This window comes from Uruburuella suis (assembly GCF_022870845.1).
Taxonomy (GTDB): domain Bacteria; phylum Pseudomonadota; class Gammaproteobacteria; order Burkholderiales; family Neisseriaceae; genus Neisseria; species Neisseria suis.
In genome coordinates, this window is record NZ_CP091507.1 from 1,417,896 (window position 1) to 1,436,629 (window position 18,734).

Annotated in this window: 19 protein-coding genes and 3 tRNA genes; 7 read left to right on the top strand and 15 right to left on the bottom strand. The window is 52.6% G+C overall.

Annotated features, from left to right (window positions below; translation table 11 throughout):
• Positions 1-281: 281 nt before the first annotated feature.
• Positions 282-1,034 carry an IS5 family transposase gene (locus LVJ78_RS06370; protein WP_244802559.1) on the top strand — a complete coding sequence of 251 codons (753 nt, stop codon included), beginning with the start codon at positions 282-284 and terminating at the stop codon, positions 1,032-1,034.
• 163 nt (positions 1,035-1,197) lie between these two features.
• Here LVJ78_RS06370 and LVJ78_RS06375 read toward each other — a convergent pair whose 3' ends face one another.
• Positions 1,198-1,629 (bottom strand): Spy/CpxP family protein refolding chaperone, encoded by a 432-nt coding sequence (locus LVJ78_RS06375; protein ID WP_243650401.1) that lies wholly within the window; start codon positions 1,627-1,629, stop codon positions 1,198-1,200.
• Positions 1,630-1,830: 201 nt separating this feature from the next.
• Here LVJ78_RS06375 and rpe point away from each other — a divergent pair, with 201 nt between their 5' ends.
• A complete protein-coding gene (gene rpe, locus LVJ78_RS06380; RefSeq protein WP_132954834.1) occupies positions 1,831-2,511 on the top strand; it encodes a ribulose-phosphate 3-epimerase in 681 nt (226 codons plus the stop codon).
• A gap of 186 nt (positions 2,512-2,697) precedes the next feature.
• Here rpe and LVJ78_RS06385 read toward each other — a convergent pair.
• The 7 genes from LVJ78_RS06385 to LVJ78_RS06415 all read right to left on the bottom strand — a co-directional run bounded on the left by LVJ78_RS06385 (position 2,698) and on the right by LVJ78_RS06415 (position 6,221).
• Positions 2,698-2,788: transfer RNA gene (locus LVJ78_RS06385), tRNA-Ser, on the bottom strand.
• 22 nt (positions 2,789-2,810) lie between these two features.
• Positions 2,811-2,900: transfer RNA gene (locus LVJ78_RS06390), tRNA-Ser, on the bottom strand.
• Between the two features lie 95 nt (positions 2,901-2,995).
• Positions 2,996-3,775, bottom strand: coding sequence for a peroxide stress protein YaaA (yaaA, locus tag LVJ78_RS06395; protein WP_132954835.1), 780 nt, complete (start codon positions 3,773-3,775; stop codon positions 2,996-2,998).
• A gap of 232 nt (positions 3,776-4,007) precedes the next feature.
• Positions 4,008-4,098 (bottom strand) — tRNA-Ser (locus LVJ78_RS06400).
• 271 nt (positions 4,099-4,369) lie between these two features.
• A complete protein-coding gene (lipA, locus tag LVJ78_RS06405) occupies positions 4,370-5,332 on the bottom strand; it encodes a lipoyl synthase (RefSeq protein WP_132954836.1) in 963 nt (320 codons plus the stop codon).
• Complete coding sequence (gene lipB / locus LVJ78_RS06410) at positions 5,329-5,949, bottom strand: lipoyl(octanoyl) transferase LipB (protein ID WP_132954837.1); 621 nt, start codon at positions 5,947-5,949, stop codon at positions 5,329-5,331. The genes lipA and lipB overlap by 4 nt, the downstream gene beginning before the upstream one ends.
• Positions 5,950-5,951: 2 nt before the next feature.
• Positions 5,952-6,221 (bottom strand): HP0495 family protein, encoded by a 270-nt coding sequence (locus LVJ78_RS06415; RefSeq protein ID WP_132954838.1) that lies wholly within the window; start codon positions 6,219-6,221, stop codon positions 5,952-5,954.
• A 366-nt stretch (positions 6,222-6,587) separates the two neighbouring features.
• On the opposite strand from LVJ78_RS06415, the gene lon reads away from it, so the two are divergent.
• Both lon and LVJ78_RS06425 read left to right on the top strand, forming a co-directional pair.
• Positions 6,588-9,038: an endopeptidase La gene (gene lon, locus LVJ78_RS06420; protein WP_132954839.1), complete on the top strand. Its 2,451-nt coding sequence runs from the start codon at positions 6,588-6,590 to the stop codon at positions 9,036-9,038.
• Between the two features lie 193 nt (positions 9,039-9,231).
• Positions 9,232-9,501, top strand: coding sequence for an HU family DNA-binding protein (locus LVJ78_RS06425; protein ID WP_132954840.1), 270 nt, complete (start codon positions 9,232-9,234; stop codon positions 9,499-9,501).
• A 302-nt stretch (positions 9,502-9,803) separates the two neighbouring features.
• Here the strand turns inward: LVJ78_RS06425 and glyA are convergent, their stop codons facing one another.
• From glyA to LVJ78_RS06440, 3 genes are all read right to left on the bottom strand, one after another.
• A complete protein-coding gene (gene glyA / locus LVJ78_RS06430; RefSeq protein ID WP_132954841.1) occupies positions 9,804-11,054 on the bottom strand; it encodes a serine hydroxymethyltransferase in 1,251 nt (416 codons plus the stop codon).
• 186 nt (positions 11,055-11,240) lie between these two features.
• Positions 11,241-11,600, bottom strand: coding sequence for a hypothetical protein (locus tag LVJ78_RS06435; protein ID WP_132954842.1), 360 nt, complete (start codon positions 11,598-11,600; stop codon positions 11,241-11,243).
• Positions 11,601-11,624: 24 nt separating this feature from the next.
• Positions 11,625-12,365: a nitroreductase family protein gene (locus tag LVJ78_RS06440; protein WP_132954843.1), complete on the bottom strand. Its 741-nt coding sequence runs from the start codon at positions 12,363-12,365 to the stop codon at positions 11,625-11,627.
• Positions 12,366-12,587: 222 nt separating this feature from the next.
• Here LVJ78_RS06440 and LVJ78_RS06445 point away from each other — a divergent pair, with 222 nt between their 5' ends.
• Positions 12,588-12,812 (top strand): HP1242/YdcH family protein, encoded by a 225-nt coding sequence (locus LVJ78_RS06445; protein ID WP_132954844.1) that lies wholly within the window; start codon positions 12,588-12,590, stop codon positions 12,810-12,812.
• Positions 12,813-12,895: 83 nt separating this feature from the next.
• On the opposite strand, the gene LVJ78_RS06450 is transcribed toward LVJ78_RS06445, so the two are convergent.
• Positions 12,896-13,456, bottom strand: coding sequence for a pseudouridine synthase (locus tag LVJ78_RS06450; RefSeq protein WP_132954845.1), 561 nt, complete (start codon positions 13,454-13,456; stop codon positions 12,896-12,898).
• Positions 13,457-13,742: 286 nt separating this feature from the next.
• On the opposite strand from LVJ78_RS06450, the gene LVJ78_RS06455 reads away from it, so the two are divergent.
• Complete coding sequence (locus tag LVJ78_RS06455) at positions 13,743-14,507, top strand: IS5 family transposase (protein WP_244802560.1); 765 nt, start codon at positions 13,743-13,745, stop codon at positions 14,505-14,507.
• Between the two features lie 44 nt (positions 14,508-14,551).
• Here the strand turns inward: LVJ78_RS06455 and LVJ78_RS06460 are convergent, their stop codons facing one another.
• Complete coding sequence (locus LVJ78_RS06460; RefSeq protein ID WP_244802559.1) at positions 14,552-15,304, bottom strand: IS5 family transposase; 753 nt, start codon at positions 15,302-15,304, stop codon at positions 14,552-14,554.
• A gap of 346 nt (positions 15,305-15,650) precedes the next feature.
• Between LVJ78_RS06460 and icd the strand changes: the two genes are divergently transcribed.
• Complete coding sequence (gene icd / locus LVJ78_RS06465) at positions 15,651-16,889, top strand: NADP-dependent isocitrate dehydrogenase (protein ID WP_132952229.1); 1,239 nt, start codon at positions 15,651-15,653, stop codon at positions 16,887-16,889.
• 299 nt (positions 16,890-17,188) lie between these two features.
• On the opposite strand, the gene trmB is transcribed toward icd, so the two are convergent.
• Both trmB and LVJ78_RS12520 read right to left on the bottom strand, forming a co-directional pair.
• Positions 17,189-17,899, bottom strand: coding sequence for a tRNA (guanosine(46)-N7)-methyltransferase TrmB (gene trmB / locus LVJ78_RS06470; protein WP_132952227.1), 711 nt, complete (start codon positions 17,897-17,899; stop codon positions 17,189-17,191).
• Positions 17,900-18,017: 118 nt separating this feature from the next.
• Positions 18,018-18,626 carry a DUF2062 domain-containing protein gene (locus LVJ78_RS12520; RefSeq protein WP_425316039.1) on the bottom strand — a complete coding sequence of 203 codons (609 nt, stop codon included), beginning with the start codon at positions 18,624-18,626 and terminating at the stop codon, positions 18,018-18,020.
• Between the last annotated feature and the right edge of the window lie 108 nt (positions 18,627-18,734).

Consider the following 18,734-nt stretch of genomic DNA (forward strand, 5'->3'; position numbering starts at 1 on the left):
TGGCAAACGTTGGCGCAGGTGCTGCGGGTAGGGAAACAGGCCGTCTGAAAAGATAAATGCGGATAAAACCCGGCTTGTGGAAAGCGTGCTGTTTCTATCCATAAATCAACTATTGATTCGGCAATTAAATATTGAACATTTTCAGATGCCGGCAAACAAGCCTTTGGCTTGTTGCCCTCTCCCTAGGGCGTCCTGACAATTACTTGTCATAAAAATAATCAGATAAAAGAAAGGCAGATAAGTTAAAATTTTTGTCGCCAAGCAAAACATACTTATCTGCCATGCCTCGAACACTACTCAAAGATGAATACTGGTCAAAGCTGTTAAACATTCTGCTCGATTTAGGCGTTTACCACAAGAAAAATCTGCGCCTCAAAATAGAAGGCATACTTTACCGCATCAGAACCGGCATACCGTGGGAAGACATCCCGCCGTTTTTCGGTAAAGGCAATTCCCTGTTGCGCCTCTTCCATAGATGGTCGGAGAAAGGGATTTTTCAAAGCATACTCAATGCCTTGACCGAATTCCCCGATATGGAATGGGTATTTATTGACGGCAGCTATGTCAAAGTCCACCAACATGCAGCGGCAACTGTTGGAGAGGCAGCCGCTGTCGGCCACAGCCGTGGTGGCAATAGCACTAAAATTCATTTGGCTGTCGATGCCTGTGGAAACCCTGTAGGTTTCAAGGTCACATCGGGAACGGTTAATGACATTACTGCGGCACCGGAATTGCTGGATAGCGTAGATTTATCCTCAACCGAAGTGCTGACTGCCGACAAAGGTTATGACTCTGACGCTTTCAGGCAGTTGCTTGCCGATATGGGCATCAGGCCGAATATTCCTTATAAAAAAGACAGGGAGCGTCTGAATGTGTGTATGGATTGGTATTTGTATAAAGCGAGGCATTTGGTAGAGAATGCCTTTGAAAAATTGAAACATTTTCGTGCGGTTGCCACCCGTTACGATCGTTTGAAAAGGCATTATGAAAGCGTAGTTGCTTTAGCTTGTATTATGCTATGGCTGCCTTTATGACAAGTAATTGTCAGGACGCCCTAGCCCTCTCCCACGGGAGAGGGAACAGGTTTCTGCTGCGGGCAAGAGGATGTGAATATTCAATAATTAGTTGCCGTATCTATAAGGCCGTCTGAAACGAAATGGGTTTCAGACGGCCTTGATTTTTTATGGCAAGGTTTGTTTATTTCAGGCAGGCATTCAGCCATAAACGGCGCTGGTCGGGTGTGAGCAGCTGAAAAAAGCGGTGCTGGATTTTTAATTCGTCTACGGCAAAATCCATACTGGGTGCGTAGCGCTCGCCCACATAGCCGCGCGCAAACGATTCGTTGAAATCATCGGCCGCCAAAATGCGCATCAGGTTGCGTTGGCGGTTGCGATTGATGCGGTCGTTTTTGCGGTTGGCTTGGTCGAGCGCTTTTTTATGCTCGGTGCGGATGCTGCGCAGCTGATTGCGCTGCTCGGGGCTGAGCGAGAGCTGGCGGATGTCGCAATTGGGCTGGAAATCGTCAAGCTGCACCGCCATTTGCGCGGCTTGTGCCTGAGCAACGCCGCCCAGCAAAATGCCGGCAAGGGCCAGCGCCATCAGCGCCGGGGGGGGCAAGAGATTAAACACATTGTTTCCCTGAGGTTTCATGGGTCAGAAATGTAGCCGATACACGTGTGAAACACGGTATAATGGCGGTAAACTTGCGTAAAAACGGCATTATCGTTTAAAAAATGCTTTTTTGTCTAATTAAATTGCCGCTTTGTTATCAATGCCCTAGCTTGTTCGGGCAAAGCAGGCGGCCGTCTGAAAACGGAGAAAATAAAAAAGATGAGCACATTATTTCGCATTGCACCCAGCATTTTATCGGCCGATTTTGCCCGCTTGGGCGAGGAAGTGAGCCGGGTGGTGGAGGCGGGTGCCGACTTGATTCATTTTGATGTGATGGATAATCATTATGTGCCCAACCTCACTTTCGGCCCGATGGTGTGTGCGGCGCTCAAGCCTTATGCCGCGGTGCCGGTGGATGTGCATTTGATGGTGGAGCCGGTGGATGATTTGATTCAGTCGTTTGCCAAGGCCGGTGCCGACATCATCACTTTCCACCCCGAAGCCAGCCGCCATGTCGACCGCAGCCTGAGTTTGATTAAAGATTTGGGCTGCCAGGCAGGCTTGGTGCTCAATCCGGCCACGCCGGTTTATGTATTGGAAAACGTGCTCGACAGGCTGGATATGGTGTTGTTGATGTCGGTGAACCCCGGCTTCGGCGGCCAAAGCTTTATTCCGCAAACGCTGGTGAAAATCCGCCAGGTTCGCGATTTGCTCGATATGTATGAGGGCGAGAGCGGCCGCCATGTGGCGCTGGAAGTGGATGGCGGCATTAAGGTGGACAATATTGCGGCGGTGGCGGCAGCCGGTGCCGACACTTTTGTGGCCGGCTCCGCCATTTTCGGCCAGCCCGATTATGAAGCGGTGATTCGGCAGATGCGTGCCGAGCTGGCGGCGATTTGAGCAGGCTTTAGATAAAATGCACCGGCAAGCCGAATAAGTCGTCATCATGCAGTAAAACAGGCCGTCTGAAAATATTTTCAGACGGCCGCGAAATTTATCGCTCGGATATTTGTATCCGACCTGCGCATGATTTAAACAGTATTATAGAAAAAATAACCCGCTGATTAATCAGCGGGTTTTGCATTTTGGCGGAGGCTGTGAGATTCGAACTCACGGAGGGCTATCAACCCTCGACGGTTTTCAAGACCGTTGCATTAAACCGCTCTGCCAAACCTCCAAATGTAAAACTGTTTCAAGGCTGGCGGAAGCGGTGAGATTCGAACTCACGGAGGGCTCACACCCTCGACGGTTTTCAAGACCGTTGCATTAAACCGCTCTGCCACGCTTCCGTTGCTTGAAGTCGGGCATATTATCTCAGTTTGCCCGTTTTGCCAAGCATTTTGGTGCCTGATGGGATTAGCTTTTTGTTTTTATTGCAATCGTTTTATGTGGCGGTTTGCGCGCGCAGAAACACCCATTCGTTTTCAGACGAAGCGGCGGCATTGAAGGCATAGCCTGCGTAGTCGAAATGCTTGAGTGCTTCTGGCTCGGCAATCTGATGCTCGGCGGCATAGCGCACCATCAGGCCGCGGGCTTTTTTGGCGTAGAAGCTGATGATTTTGTATTGGCCGTTTTTTTCGTCTTTAAATATCGGCGTGATCACGCGGGCATTAAGGCGGCGGGCATCAACGGCTTTGAAATATTCATGTGAGGCCAGATTGATCAACGTGTTGCCGCCGTTTGCGGCCAAAGTTTGATTGAGCGTGTCGGCAATGATGCTGCCCCAAAAAGCATAAAGGTTTTTGCCGCGCGAATTGGCAAACGGCGTGCCCATTTCCAGGCGGTAGGGCTGCATCAAATCGAGCGGGCGCAGCAAGCCGTAGAGGCCGGAGAGCAGGCGCAGGTGTTGTTGCAGATAATCGATGGCGGCTTCGGGCAGGCTCTCGGCATCGAGCCCTTCATACACATCGCCGTTAAACAAATATACCGCCTGTTTGGCATTTTCGAGCGTGAAAGGCGTGTGCCAAGCGGCGTTGCGCTCGGCATTGAGCAAGGCGATTTTATCGGAAACATGCATCAGCGCGGCCAAATCCTGCGGCGCCAGCGGCCGCAATTGAGCCATCAGCTTTTCGGCTTCGCCTAAAAGAGCGGGCTGGGTGTGTTGCGCGGTGGGCGCGGGGGTGCGTTCGTTGAGGTTTTTGGCGGGCGATAAAACAAACAACATGGCAGGCTTTCTGTGCAAGGGTTTCAGACGGCCTCACTTTAGTGGCTGAAGGCGGCTTTGGCAAGCGTGTGCAAGAGAATGTATGCGCCCGATTGTGTGCGTTTATGACGGGCTTCGGGCTATATGTTCTGAAAAATGGTTTGCTGTGCCATTTTTAGCAGAGCTTTGGGCATTTAAGCGGAATGAAAAAGAAAAATCCCTTGATAATCAAGGGATTTTTCTTTTAAAAAACTGGCGGAGAGGAAGGGATTCGAACCCTCGATACGCTATAAACGTATACACGCTTTCCAGGCGTGCGACTTCAACCACTCATCCACCTCTCCGGATGGCATGTTTCGCGGTGGATTGCGAAAGCGCGGATTATACGGCGGTTTGCGCCCGCGTGCAAGCTTGAATGCGTGTTTGTGCGTGGGCGGGCATTGCTTATTTTTATTTGGCATCGGTGTTTGCGTGGAAAGGCCGTCTGAATGCGGTTTGGTGGGTGATGAGTAAGCATTTTTTGCAGAAAGTGTCGATGCTTTGCAGCAGAGGTTGATAAAAACAGGCCGTCTGAAATGTTTCTTTCAGACGGCCTGTGTGTCATTAAGCAACTGTTTACAATTCTCCCAGCGCCTGCGTGGCCTGCTCGTCGGCGTGGTAGCTGGAGCGCACCATCGCGCCGATGGCGGCGTTGGTAAAGCCCATTTGGTAGGCTTCTGTTTCGAAGATTTTGAATTGATCGGGGGTAACGTAGCGCAGCACCGGCAGATGGTCGTCTGAAGGTTGCAAATATTGGCCGACGGTGATCATTTCGATGTTGTGCGCGCGCATGTCGTGCATGATTTCGCGCACTTCGTCATCGGTTTCGCCCAAGCCGACCATAATGCCGGATTTGGTGGGAATGTGGGGCATCATGGCTTTATAGCGGCGCAAAAGCTCGAGCGAGTGCTGGTAATCGGAGCCGGGGCGGGCTTTTTTATACAGGCGCGGATGGGTTTCGAGGTTGTGGTTCATCACGTCGGGCGGGGTTTGGGCGAGGATTTCCAGCGCGATATCGAGGCGGCCGCGAAAATCGGGCACGAGAATTTCGATTTTGGTTTGCGGGCTTTTTTCGCGAATGGCGCGGATGCAGTCGGCAAAGTGCTGGGCGCCGCCGTCGCGCAAGTCGTCGCGGTCCACCGAGGTGATCACCACATAGCGCAGCTTCATGGCGGCCACGGATTCGGCGAGGTTTTTCGGCTCGTCGGCGTCAAGCGGGTTGGGGCGGCCGTGGCCGACGTCGCAAAAGGGGCAGCGGCGGGTGCAGATGTCGCCCATAATCATAAAGGTGGCGGTGCCTTTGCTGAAGCATTCGCCGATATTGGGGCAGCTGGCTTCTTCGCACACGGTGTGCATTTTTTGGTCGCGCAGAATATTTTTGATTTCAAAAAATTTCTTGCCTGTGGGCAGCTTGGCGCGTATCCATTCGGGCTTTTTGATTTTTTCGTCGAGCGGCACCACTTTGATGGGGATGCGCGCGGTTTTGTCGGCACCTTTGAGTTTGATGCCTTGCTTGGGGTCGATTTTGATTTCGCTCATGATAGAGAGTCTTTCAATGCGAGTTGTGTGTTCAGATGGCCTGTGAGTTTGGCGGCCACTTCTGCCAAGCCGGGGCAGGGGCTCAGCAAATCGGCCATTTGGGTCATTTCCATGCCGGCATAGCCACAGGGGTTGATATGGGTGAACGGGCTTAAATCCATATCGATATTGAGCGCAAGGCCGTGATATACCGCGCCGTTTTTGATGCGCAGCCCCAGCGAGGCGATTTTTTTAGCGCCCACATACACGCCCGGGCGCTCAGGATCGGCGGCGGCGGCAATGCCGTATTCGGCCAGGGTGGCGATAATGCTGTTTTCAAGCGCGCTCACAATGTGGCGCACGCTGGTTTGGCGGCGCTTGAAATCGATTAGGGTATACACCACGAGCTGGCCGGGGCCGTGATAGGTGATTTGGCCGCCGCGGTCGATCTGCACCACGGGAATATCATCGCGTATGAGCAGGTGCTCGGGTTTGCCGGCGAGGCCTTGGGTGAACACGGGTGGATGCTCCACCACCCACAATTCATCTTCGGTGGCTTCGTTGCGCGTGTCGTTAAATGCTTTCATGGCTTCAAACACGGGCGCGTAATCGGCCAAGCCCAGTTGCACGGTTTTCATGTTTAGAGCACCATTTTAACCATGGGGTGCGCCGTGAGCGCGTGGTAAATCTTGTCGAGCTGCTCTTGGCTCTCCACATTTACCTGAGCGGTGGCGCCCAAATAATTGCCTTTGCTGCTGGGGCGGGTGCTGATTTGGTGCGGCTCGGTGTCGGGCGCGTGCTCGCGGATCACATCTAAAATCGTGTTTTCAAATTCGGGATGGTGCGCACCCATAATTTTCACCGGAAAGGTGCAGGGAAACTCGATGAGCGTGGTTTTTTCTTCTGACATGGCGGCTCCTTGGCGTGGAAGAATAGAGCGGAATAAATAAAAAAGTTTTGCATCACTTTAAATCTTTATTTCGCGATAGAGGCCGTCTGAAACCGTTTCAGACGGCCTGCTTTTAAATAGATAGCGGATGGCGCTCATTTTAGCGCAATCCGTTGGCTGAATCCATAAATGCCGCCGCGCTGTGTTTTTTCAAGCCGGCGGTGCCAAAAAACGGCTGTGGGCACGGCGGCAAAATGCAGCTGCAGCTTGGCTGAAGAAGCGCTGTGTATCGATTCTGCCGACGAATGCGGGGCAAGCCTTGAAAAAACATATTCCGGCACAACTTTGCGCATAACCCGATTGAATACTGGAAAACAGGGATTGAAAATGAAAACAGATAAGCATTTTGAGGAATATAGCGCACTGGCCACTTTGCCGCTGCGCGATGTGGTGGTGTATCCGCACATGGTGCTGCCCTTGTTTGTGGGGCGGCCCAAATCGATTGCCGCGCTTGATTTGGCCATGGATAACGATGAGCCGGTGTTTTTGCTGGCGCAGCGCAATCCCAATGATGAAGAGCCCAATGCAAAAGATTTGCACGAAATGGGCACGGTTGCCCATGTGTTGCAGGTGTTGAAGCTGCCCGACGGCACGGTAAAAGTGCTGGTGGAAGGTGTGCGCCGTGCCCGCGCGCTCACGGTGGAAGACACCGGCGAATTATTTTTGGCGCATGTCGAAGCCATCAACGATACCGATGGCGACAGCGCCGACATCGAAGCTTTGCGCCGCACGCTGCTGTCGCAATTCGATCAGTTTGCCAAGCTCAACAAGAAAATTCCGGGCGAAGTGCTCAACACCATTCACGGCATCGACAACAACGGCCGCCTGGTAGACACCATTGCCGCACATTTGCAATTAAAGCTGGATCAGCGACAAGAAATTCTCGACACCGTGAGCATTGCCGCGCGCATGGAATATCTGCTTGGTCAGCTTGAAGCCGAGCTCGACATCATGCAGGTGGAAAAGCGTATCCGCGGCCGCGTGAAGCGCCAAATGGAAAAATCGCAGCGTGAGTATTATCTCAACGAGCAGGTGAAAGCGATTCAAAAAGAGCTGGGCGAAGAAGACGAGCGCGGCGAATTGGATGCGCTGGAAAAGCAGATTAAAGAAGCCGGCATGAGCAAAGAAGCCGAAGAAAAAAGCCTGGCCGAATTGAAAAAGCTCAAAATGATGCCGCCGATGTCGGCCGAATCCACCGTGGTGCGCAACTATATCGACACCTTGCTGGAATTGCCGTGGAAGAAAAAATCACGCGTGAGCAAAGATATTGCCAAAGCCGATTTGGTGCTGGATGCCGATCATTACGGCTTGGAAAAAGTGAAAGAGCGCATTCTCGAATACTTAGCCGTGCAAAAACGGGTGGATAAGCTCAAAGGCCCGATTTTGTGCCTAGTGGGGCCGCCGGGCGTGGGTAAAACCTCGCTGGGCGAATCCATCGCTAAAGCCACCGGCCGCCAATATGTGCGCATGGCTTTGGGCGGCGTGCGCGACGAGAGCGAAATCCGCGGCCACCGCCGCACCTATATCGGCTCGATGCCCGGCAAAATCCTGCAAAACATGGCCAAGGCCGGCGTGAAAAACCCCTTGTTTTTGCTCGATGAAATCGACAAACTCGGCAACGATTTCCGCGGCGACCCCGCCAGCGCGCTGCTGGAAGTGCTCGACCCCGAGCAAAACAGCAAATTCGTCGATCATTATGCCGAGGTGGATTACGACTTGAGCGATGTGATGTTTATCGCCACATCCAACAGCCTCAATATTCCGCCCGCCTTGCTCGACCGCATGGAAATCATCCGCCTGGCCGGCTACACGGAAGACGAAAAAATCAACATCGCCATGCAATATCTGCTGCCCAAGCAAATCAAACGCAACGGTGTGAAAGGCGGCGAAGTGGAGATTGAAGAGAGCGCGGTGCGCGACATTATCCGCTACTACACCCGCGAAGCCGGTGTGCGCTCGCTCGACCGCGAAATCGCCAAAATCTACCGCAAAGTGGTGATGCAGATTGCCTTGGCTGAAGACAAACGTGCCCATGAAGACAAAGGCCGTCTGAAACGAGAACCTGTGGTGGTGAATGCCGCCAATCTGCACGACTATCTGGGCGTGCGCCGCTTCGACTACGGCGTGGCCGAAGAAGAAAACCGCATCGGCCAAGTAACCGGGCTGGCGTGGACGGAAGTGGGCGGCGAATTGCTCACCATCGAAGCGGTGGCGCTCAAAGGCAAAGGCAATATCGTGCGCACCGGCAAATTGGGCGATGTGATGCAGGAGTCGATTTCAGCCGCTTGGAGTGTGGTGCGCTCGCGTGCCGAAGCGCTGGGCATTGCGCCTGATTTTTACGAGAAAAACGACATCCACGTGCATGTGCCCGAAGGTGCCACGCCGAAAGACGGTCCCAGCGCCGGCATTGCGATGACGCTGGCGATGGTGTCGGCCTTAACGCACATACCCGTGCGCGCCGATGTGGCGATGACCGGCGAAATCACCCTGCGCGGCGAAGTGCTGCCTATCGGCGGCCTGAAAGAGAAGCTGCTGGCGGCGCTGCGCGGCGGCATTAAACATGTGCTGATTCCGAAAGACAACGTTAAAGATTTGGAAGAAATTCCGCAAAACGTTAAAGAAGGTTTGGAAATCCATGCCGTAAAATGGATAGACGAAGTGCTCGCTTTCGGTTTGGAGCGCGAGCCTGAGCCTTGGAAAGAAGTGGATTCAGGTAGCAGCGATGTGGCATTGGCAGCTTCAGGCCATAAGTCAAGTGTAAAAGCAACCAAACATTAAAAGCATTGTAATGTGTTGTAAAAGGTGCAGAAGAATGGGCGCAAACCCCAGAGCAGCTCAAGATTGTGCACCTTTTTGCTTGACACGGCGATTTTAGACTTGCTATAAAGGCGCAGATGTATCAAATTTGTATCCACACGCCCGTATCCACGGGGCTTTCATTATTTTTCCGAACGATAGAAAGGGACTTATTGTGAACAAGTCTGAATTGATTGAAGCCATTGCCCAAGAAGCCGACATCTCTAAAGCTGCCGCTACCAAAGCTTTGGACGGCTTGATGAATGCTGTGACCAAAGCTTTGAAAGAAGGCGACACCGTAACGCTGGTCGGTTTCGGCACTTTCTACGTTGGTGAGCGTGCAGAGCGTCAAGGCCGCAATCCGCAAACCGGTGCGCCGCTGACCATTGCTGCTGCTAAAACACCGAAATTCCGCGCCGGTAAAGCGCTGAAAGACGCGCTGTAAACCTTGCACCGTCAGGTGATTCAGTTGGATAAAAAAGCAGGCCGAAAGGCCTGCTTTTTGCATGGACGCATTTTGCTGTGTTGCGGTGATATCCATCCTAAAAAAGTTTACTGCTTTGCCCTGTAGTTGGGGGCAGGGTTTCATGCGTACGATTGCGCCGCCTTTGGGCAGCGTGCGTATCTGCTATTTGGGGCAGCTTCGAAGAAATACGCGCGGTGTTTGTGCTTGTTTTGAGGATAAGCTTAAAAAAGGCCGTCTGAAAATCTTTCAGACGGCCTTGGCAATTTGCAGCTTGATAAACTTTATGCGCCGTAAACCGGGTTTTTCGTGCACAACGCAGTAGCGGCTTCGGCCGTGCGCGCCAGCGTGGCTTCGTCTGCCGGGTTTTCCAGCACGTCGGCCACGAGGTTGGCCAGCGCGCGGGCATCGGCTTCATCAAAGCCGCGGGTGGTCATAGCGGCGGTGCCGATGCGGATGCCTGAGGTGACAAACGGTTTTTCCGGGTCGTTCGGGATAGCGTTTTTATTCACGGTGATGTGCGCTTTGCCCAAGGCTTCTTCGGCGGCTTTGCCGGTGATGTTTTTGCTGCGCAGATCCACGAGGAACACATGGCTCTCGGTGCGGCCGGAAATGATGCGCAGGCCGCGCTTAACCAGCTCTTCGGCCATGGCCGCGGCATTGATTTTCACCTGCTTGGCGTAATCTTTGAAAGCCGGCTCCAGCGCTTCTTTAAACGACACGGCTTTGGCGGCAATCACATGCATCAAGGGGCCGCCTTGCAGGCTGGGGAAAATGGCGGAATTGAGCGCTTTTTCGTGGGTGTTGTCGCGGCACAAAATCACGCCGCCGCGCGGGCCGCGCAGGGTTTTGTGGGTGGTAGTGGTCACGAAATCGGCAAAAGGCACGGGGTTGGGGTATTCACCGCCGGCAATCAGACCGGCATAGTGCGCCATGTCTACAAAAAGATACGCGCCTACTTTGTCGGCGATTTCGCGGAATTTCGCCCAGTCGATTTCCAGCGCATAAGCCGATGCGCCGGCCACGATCATTTTGGGTTTGTGCTCCTGCGCCAAACGCTCCACTTCGGCATAATCGAGCACTTCGTTTTCATCCAGGCCGTAGGTAACGGCGTTGTAGAGCTTGCCGGAAATATTCACAGAAGCGCCGTGGGTGAGGTGGCCGCCGTGGGCGAGACTCATGCCCAAAATGGTGTCGCCCGGCTTCAACACGCTGGCATACACGGCCTGGTTGGCTTGCGAGCCGGAATGCGGCTGCACATTGGCATATTCGGCGCCGAAAAGTTTTTTCACGCGGTCGATGGCCAGCTGCTCGGCCACATCGACATGCTCGCAGCCGCCGTAATAGCGTTTGCTCGGATAGCCTTCGGCATATTTGTTGGTGAGCTGGCTGCCCTGGGCTTCCATCACGGCGCAGCTGACGTAGTTTTCAGAGGCAATCAGCTCAACGTGGTCTTGCTGGCGCTCAACTTCGGCGGCCATGGCTGCGGCCAGCTCGGGGTCGTATTTTTCGATGGTAACGCTTTTTGAAAACATGCTCGTATCCTTTAAGCAGGGTGGGGTAGGGTTTGCTTTCAGACGGCCTTGAAAGAAGCATCAGGCCGTCTGAAAGCGGGGTAAAGCGGCTGGGCGCTATTGTAACCGAATTTCATCTGCGAGGCTTATGAAAACGGTGATATTGTCAACAAAATTTGATTCATACAGGCCGCTTGCAATGGATTTTCAAGGAAACCATTCGTCTTGCTTCAGATAGCGGTCGATAGACTCGATAAGCTTTTCCAAATCATATTCGGCTTGTGCAGCGCGCAAATCGCGGGCGATTTCGCTGATGGCAACGGCATCGAGCTTCTGGCGGGCAATGGCGCGCGCCGCTTCGGTAAACACCAGCACTTTATCGGCGGCTTCGGGCGCGATTTCATCGGCGGCAAGCAGGTAAAGCTGCTCGCTGTACAAATAAAAAGCGAGGCTCTCGGCCGGATCGGCCTGCCATTGGGCATCGTTGAGCGGCCACCACGGTTCGCGTCCTTCAAGCTGCACAAAGCGAGCGCCAATGCCGAATAAATGCCGATAAGTGCGCTTCATTTCAGACGGCCTGATAGGTGAAACTTATTCAAATTTAATCAACCAGCCTTGCTGTTGCAGCAAGGGGATGTTTTTCGGGGCGTAGGTGTTGCTGTAGTAGCGGGCGAATTTTTCGCGATAGGGCAGCTTTTCGCGCGCCTCGCCGAATGCGCTCATGGTTTGCTCGTATTGCGCCAAATCTTCGATAAGGGTTTGCTCTGCCGGATAATGGTTTTCGGCATACACGCTGCTTTCGGGCAGGCGCGGCTTGAGCGCCATTTCAATGTCGGGTGTGCCGATGCAGAGGCCGAAAATCGGGAAGGTGTTGGCCGGCAGGCCGAGCAGCTCGATTAATTGCGGCGCAATCAGGCGGATGCCGCCGGTGAAGCAGGTGGCATAGCCAAGGCTTTCGGCGGCCACCAAGGCATTTTGCGCCGCCAATGAAGTGTCGGTTACGGCGGTGATCAGGCTGTCGGGCTCGCCGGCGGCGTTAAAGCTGCCCTGAAAGGCTTGACTGGCGAGGCCGGCGCGGTGCAGATCGGCAATGAAGAGCAGATAAGTGCTGCAGGTGCCGATTTGCGGGTTGCCCGGTTGCAGCGCCACGATTTGGGCGCGCAAAGCGGGGTCGGTGATGTTGATGATGCTGTAGTGTTGGCCGTTCATCCACGAGGGAGCTTGGCGGGCGCAATCGATAATGGTTTGCACATCTGATTCGGGCAGGCTGAGGCCGGCTTTGAAATGGCGGTAGGTGCGGTGCTGGCGTATGGTTTCGATGGCGTTTTGCATGGCGGTTTCCGGTGAAAAGAAGGCTTAGATTGTAAGCGCTCGCCTTTCGCAGGGCAAGCTTGGCCGTGGCTTTGCTTTGCGTCAAGAATTGTTAAGAAATTAGGTGAAAATGCTTGGAAAAGCTGGCTAAAAAGGCTGATTTTGTTATAATGAAACCGAAGTTAAGAGAGAGCATAAAATGCTTGGTTTTCAATCTGCATTATGTAAAAAAGAGGAAGAGCTATGTTTCCGGAATACCGTGAATTGATTTCAAAATTAAAACAACAAGATGCACACTTTGCCCGTTTGTTTGACGAGCACAACGCGTTGGACGACAAAATCACCGGCTTGGTAAATAACCCGGTAACCAGCGGTTTGGATGAAATCGAAGAGCTGAAAAAAGAAAAGCTGCAATTGAAAGACCGCTTGTATGAAATTCTGCAAAAAGCAGAAGCAGAAGGCAAATAGTTTTTAATCAAGATATGAGCATAGGCCGTCTGAATCTTTCAGACGGCCTTTTTGTTTGGCTGGACGCAATTAATAAAAAAGTTTTAAGGCTTCTCGTTGCTGTATTGCCATTGCCCCAAAGCCAGCTGTTGCTCAAATAAATTCAGACGGCCGATGGCCACGCGCACCAAGCGCAGGCAGGGATAACCTGCTTTGGCCGTCATGCGGCGCACTTGGCGGTTTTTGCCCTCGCCAAGTGTGATTTCAAGCCAGAAATCGGGCACGCTTTTGCGCACGCGTATGGGTGGTTGGCGCGGCCATAAGGCAGCGGTTTCGGCAGCATCGAGCACGCGCACGCGGGCAGGGCGGGCGATAAAGTCGCCCAAATCCATTTTTTGGCGCAGCAGGTTTAGCTTGGCTTCGTCGGGGCTGCCTTCGAGCTGCGCCCAATAGGTTTTTTCCTTGCCGAATTTAGGCTCGGCAATCTGCGCCTGCAAGCGGCCGTTGTTGGTGAGCAGCAGCAGGCCTTCGCTGTCGGTGTCGAGCCGGCCGGCGGGATAAAAGCCGGGTGCATCGATATAGTCTTTCAGGCTCGCATGCTTTTCATGCGCCGAAAATTGGCAAATCACACCGTAGGGTTTGTTAAAAACAATTAAATCATTCATTTATTATTTCACTCAATGGCATGGCGGCTTATTCTACCTTCAATTCTACCTTTACATGCGGCAATCTTTTGGCTCAAAAATGCGCCTGCTGTGTTAAAAATGCGCGCAAGGTGGCCAAGCTTGCTGCGCTTTTCGCCTTGTAGGCACGCTTTTGCCCTCAAAAGCTTACGCGCGGATGATTTGCGAACAAACCCTAGGGTCTGTTCACAATTACTTGTCATAACATTGAATAAAAAGGAAAGCAGGTGTAAAAAGGGAGCTCTCACACAACCCTAATACACCTGCCATGCCCCGCACACTACTCAAAGATGAATACTGGACGAAGCTGTTGCCCATTCTGCGTGATTTGGGTGTTTATTGCAAACCCAATCTACGCCTGATTTTCGAAGGCATCCTATACAGAGTCAGAACCGGCATCCCTTGGCGCGATCTGCCCGAGTATTTCGGCAAACACCATACCGTTTACACGGCTTATAACCGTTGGTCGGCAAAAGGTATTTTTGCCGAAGCCTTAAAAAAGCTCAGCCAAGACTGTGATTTGGAATGGGTAGCCATAGATGGCAGCTATGTTCGGGCGCATCAACATTCAGCCGGCGCCTCATGGCTCAGCGAAGAAGAGGAACACGCAATCGGTATGAGCCGGGGCGGGATGACCAGCAAGATTCATCTGGCGGTAGACGTCTCAGGCAATCCGGTTGAGATTATCATTACTGCGGGCAATATCAACGATATCAGCGTTGCGCCGGAATTGCTTGATAACATCGATCTTGCCGGAACTGAGCTTGTGAATGCGGATAAGGGCTATGATTCAGACCGACTCAGGGAACAGATAGAGGAAAGTGGCGCGAAAGCCAATATTCCCTATAGAAAAGACAGGGAAGAGAAAAATAAAGACATGGACTGGTATCTTTATAAAATCAGGCACTTGGTGGAGAATACTTTTTGTCGTCTGAAACATTTCCGAGCGATTGCCAGCCGCTACGATAAGCTAAAGCGCAACTTCCACAGCACGGTTTTATTGGGATGCATTGTGATGTGGCTACCTTTATGACAAGTAATTGTGAACAGACCCTAGGGCGTCCTGACAATTACTTGTCATAAAGGCAGCCATAGCATAATACAAGCTAAAGCAACTACGCTTTCATAATGCCTTTTCAAACGATCGTAACGGGTGGCAACCGCACGAAAATGTTTCAATTTTTCAAAGGCATTCTCTACCAAATGCCTCGCTTTATACAAATACCAATCCATACACACATTCAGACGCTCCCTGTCTTTTTTATAAGGAATATTCGGCCTGATGCCCATATCGGCAAGCAACTGCCTGAAAGCGTCAGAGTCATAACCTTTGTCGGCAGTCAGCACTTCGGTTGAGGATAAATCTACGCTATCCAGCAATTCCGGTGCCGCAGTAATGTCATTAACCGTTCCCGATGTGACCTTGAAACCTACAGGGTTTCCACAGGCATCGACAGCCAAATGAATTTTAGTGCTATTGCCACCACGGCTGTGGCCGACAGCGGCTGCCTCTCCAACAGTTGCCGCTGCATGTTGGTGGACTTTGACATAGCTGCCGTCAATAAATACCCATTCCATATCGGGGAATTCGGTCAAGGCATTGAGTATGCTTTGAAAAATCCCTTTCTCCGACCATCTATGGAAGAGGCGCAACAGGGAATTGCCTTTACCGAAAAACGGCGGGATGTCTTCCCACGGTATGCCGGTTCTGATGCGGTAAAGTATGCCTTCTATTTTGAGGCGCAGATTTTTCTTGTGGTAAACGCCTAAATCGAGCAGAATGTTTAACAGCTTTGACCAGTATTCATCTTTGAGTAGTGTTCGAGGCATGGCAGATAAGTATGTTTTGTTTGGCGACAAAAATTTTAACTTATCTGCCTTTCTTTTATCTGATTATTTTTATGACAAGTAATTGTCAGGACGCCCTAGGGTCTGTTCACAATTCATCTCGTGGCAATCTTTTGGCTCAAAAACGCGCCTGCTGCGTTGAAAATGCTCGCAAGGTGTCCAACCTTGCTGCGCTTTTCGCCTTGCAAGCGCGCTTTTGCGCTCAAAATCTTACGCACGGATGAAATGTGAACAGACCCTAGCGCAAACACTCAAAATCAAGCATAATCACCAAGGTTACGCGGCGGCCTGCCGCCAAAGAAAAACAGACCCGAAAACAGGAGACACCATGAGTCACATTCAAGCGCCCGCAGAGGGCCAAAAAATTGTAGCCGGCAAAGCCGTGCCGAACAACCCGATTATTCCGTTTATCGAAGGCGACGGCATCGGCGTGGACATCACGCCGGTGATGAAAGACGTAATCGATGCAGCGGTGGCCAAGGCTTATGGTGGCGAGAAGAAAATCCACTGGATGGAAGTGTTTGCCGGTGAAAAAGCCACCCGTGTGTATGGCGACAATGTTTGGCTGCCGGAAGAAACTTTGGCGGCACTGAAAGACTATGTGGTGTCTATCAAAGGCCCGATGACCACGCCCGTGGGCGGCGGCATCCGCTCGCTCAACGTGGCCTTGCGCCAAGAGCTCGATTTATACCAATGCGTGCGCCCGGTGCGTTATTTCAACGGTGTGCCCTCGCCCTTGAAAGACCCGAGCAAAACCAATATGGTGATTTTCCGTGAAAACACCGAAGACATTTATGCCGGCATTGAGTGGGAAGCTGAAAGCGATGCTGCCAAGAAAATCATTGCTTTTCTGCAAAACGAAATGGGCGTGAATAAAATCCGCTTCCCCGAAACTTCAGGCATCGGCATCAAGCCCGTGTCTAAAGAGGGCACTCAGCGCTTGGTGCGCGCGGCCATCCAATATGCAATCGACAACGACCGCAGCAGCGTGACCTTGGTGCACAAGGGCAACATCATGAAGTTTACCGAGGGCGGTTTCCGCGATTGGGGCTATGAGCTGGCGCAAAAAGAATTCGGCGCCGAATTGCTCGATGGCGGCCCGTGGTGCAAGTTTAAAAACCCGAAAACCGGCAAAGACATCATCGTGAAAGATGCGATTGCCGATGCTTTCTTGCAGCAAATCGTGTTGCGTCCGGCCGAATATGACGTAATCGCCACGCTGAACCTCAACGGCGACTACATTTCCGATGCGCTGGCCGCGCAAGTGGGCGGCATCGGCATTGCGCCGGGTGCGAATATTTCCGACAATTACGCTGTGTTTGAAGCCACGCACGGCACTGCGCCGAAATACGCCGGTCAAGACAAAGTAAACCCCGGCTCGCTGATTTTGTCTGCCGAAATGATGTTGCGCCATCTGGGCTGGAAAGAAGCGGCCGATTTGGTGATTTCATCGATGGAAAAAGCCATTGGCGACAAACAGGTTACTTACGATTTCGCCCGCTTGATGGACGATGCCAACGAGGTTTCCTGCTCGGAATTCGGCAAAGCCATGATTGAGCGTATGTAATCATCATAAGCTGATAAAAACCCGTGCCTGAAGGCACGGGTTTTTATTGGGTGTGGCTTCTGATTTGATAAGGCCGTCTGATACCCATTCGAAAAAATAACCTTACAAAACAAAAGCAGTTCGGCAGCATCATCCGCGTAGGTCGGATTCTCGAATCAGACGTTTGGCCATCGGCCAAAGCGATGTGCGTGTCTTGTTCTGCGAACAAGTGTCGGATTCGAGAATCCGACCTACAGGCTGCCTGTTTGTATATTATTTTTTTGAATGGGTATCAGACGGCCTTTGCGCTTGTGGCGGCATTATTTTTTCACAAACACCACATCCCACACGCCGTGCCCCAGCCGCTTGCCGCGCGCTTCGAATTTGGTTTCGGGGCGGTAGGCCGGTGTGGGCGCGTAATCAGCGGCGGTGTTTTGTAGCTGCTCAAAGCCGCGCAACACGTCAAGCATCTGCACGGCGTATTCTTCCCAATCGGTGGCTAAGTGGATATAGCCGCCGGTTTTTAATTTGGGCAAAAGCTTGGCGATAAAAGGCGCTTGCACGAGGCGGCGTTTGTTGTGGCGTTTTTTGTGCCAAGGGTCGGGAAAGAAAATGTGGATACCGCCGAGGCTGCCATCGGCGAGCATGTTTTCCACCACTTCCACCGCATCGTGGCGCATCACGCGGATGTTGTTTACATTTTCTTCTTCCATCAGCTTGAGCAGGTTGCCCACGCCCGGGCCGTGCACGTCGATGGCGAGGAAATCTTTTTGGGGCAGGCGCTTGGCGATTTCCACCGTGGCCACGCCCATGCCGAAGCCGATTTCGAGCACTTTATCGCTGTCGCGGCCGAAGCATGCGTTTAAATCGAGTGGCGCGGCTTGGTAATCCACGCCGAAATCCGGCCACAAAGTGTCGATGGCGCGCTGCTGCGCGGCGGTCATGTGGCCTTGGCGCAAAACAAAGCTGCGGATGCTGCGCGGGTGGGTTTCGGCAGCGCTGTTTTCAGAAGAGGGATTTTGCTCGGTCATATTTGCCCAATAGTAAGAATCGGTAAGGAAATCAATCAGCAGGCCGTCTGAATATGTTCAGACGGCCTTTTTAAGCGCTTGTTCAGCATTCATTTGGCGGCCATGTCGGCTCTAAATCTTATTCGCGGATGAAGTGTGCACAAACCTTATGGATTTGCGCATTATACCGCAGCGGCGGCATGGCGCGAAGATGGGGCTTGTTTGCATTTTGTCTGCATCTGGGTGTTAAACGTTGCGGCTTTCTTTTCGGCGCTGCCGGCGTTTGCGCCGGGCTTGCTTGCGGTTGATGCGCCAGCGCCAGATGATTTGCACCAGCGCATAGCCGGCGAGGGCAAAGGTAGTGCCCATGATGAGTATGCCGAAGGCCAGCGGCTGGCCGAATTGGAGCGTCCAGCGGCTGGCCGAATTGGAGCGTCCAGCGGCCGGCATCGGCCCAAAAGCCGGGCTCGCCCAGCGCGGGCATCACCAATTCGGCCTGAGCGGCGGTGCCGTAGAGCAGGCGACTGCCGAGCTTGTAGGCGGCTACATAAAGCGGAATCAGTGTGAGCGGGTTGGTGTAGAGCGTGCTGAAAAGGGCAATGGGCAATTGTGTGCGCAGAAGATAAGCCATCATCAGCGCGGAGAAAAATTGCGTTGGCGCGGGCAGCATGCCGCAAAAAAGGCCGATGGCCACGGAAAGTGCCACTTTGTCGCGCTTGAAGGCCCAATATTCGGGCTTATCAAACAAATGGGCGAAAGGTTTGAACCAGCGTGAGGCGAAAATTTTTTCGCGGGTGGGCAGTTTGTGTTTCCAGTTGTCGAACATAAGCGGGTGTGAGCAGCGGCGTTGTTATTG

What these genes read in the sequence shown, in the direction of transcription:
- LVJ78_RS06370 (WP_244802559.1), top strand. Translation starts at nt 282, where the DNA reads ATGCCTCGAACACTACTCAAAGATGAATACTGGTCAAAGCTGTTAAAC.
- rpe (WP_132954834.1), top strand. Translation starts at nt 1,831, where the DNA reads ATGAGCACATTATTTCGCATTGCACCCAGCATTTTATCGGCCGATTTT.
- yaaA (WP_132954835.1), bottom strand. Translation starts at nt 3,775, where the DNA reads ATGTTGTTTGTTTTATCGCCCGCCAAAAACCTCAACGAACGCACCCCC.
- lipA (WP_132954836.1), bottom strand. Translation starts at nt 5,332, where the DNA reads ATGAGCGAAATCAAAATCGACCCCAAGCAAGGCATCAAACTCAAAGGT.
- lipB (WP_132954837.1), bottom strand. Translation starts at nt 5,949, where the DNA reads ATGAAAACCGTGCAACTGGGCTTGGCCGATTACGCGCCCGTGTTTGAA.
- LVJ78_RS06415 (WP_132954838.1), bottom strand. Translation starts at nt 6,221, where the DNA reads ATGTCAGAAGAAAAAACCACGCTCATCGAGTTTCCCTGCACCTTTCCG.
- lon (WP_132954839.1), top strand. Translation starts at nt 6,588, where the DNA reads ATGAAAACAGATAAGCATTTTGAGGAATATAGCGCACTGGCCACTTTG.
- glyA (WP_132954841.1), bottom strand. Translation starts at nt 11,054, where the DNA reads ATGTTTTCAAAAAGCGTTACCATCGAAAAATACGACCCCGAGCTGGCC.
- LVJ78_RS06435 (WP_132954842.1), bottom strand. Translation starts at nt 11,600, where the DNA reads ATGAAGCGCACTTATCGGCATTTATTCGGCATTGGCGCTCGCTTTGTG.
- LVJ78_RS06440 (WP_132954843.1), bottom strand. Translation starts at nt 12,365, where the DNA reads ATGCAAAACGCCATCGAAACCATACGCCAGCACCGCACCTACCGCCAT.
- LVJ78_RS06445 (WP_132954844.1), top strand. Translation starts at nt 12,588, where the DNA reads ATGTTTCCGGAATACCGTGAATTGATTTCAAAATTAAAACAACAAGAT.
- LVJ78_RS06450 (WP_132954845.1), bottom strand. Translation starts at nt 13,456, where the DNA reads ATGAATGATTTAATTGTTTTTAACAAACCCTACGGTGTGATTTGCCAA.
- LVJ78_RS06455 (WP_244802560.1), top strand. Translation starts at nt 13,743, where the DNA reads ATGCCCCGCACACTACTCAAAGATGAATACTGGACGAAGCTGTTGCCC.
- LVJ78_RS06460 (WP_244802559.1), bottom strand. Translation starts at nt 15,304, where the DNA reads ATGCCTCGAACACTACTCAAAGATGAATACTGGTCAAAGCTGTTAAAC.
- icd (WP_132952229.1), top strand. Translation starts at nt 15,651, where the DNA reads ATGAGTCACATTCAAGCGCCCGCAGAGGGCCAAAAAATTGTAGCCGGC.
- trmB (WP_132952227.1), bottom strand. Translation starts at nt 17,899, where the DNA reads ATGACCGAGCAAAATCCCTCTTCTGAAAACAGCGCTGCCGAAACCCAC.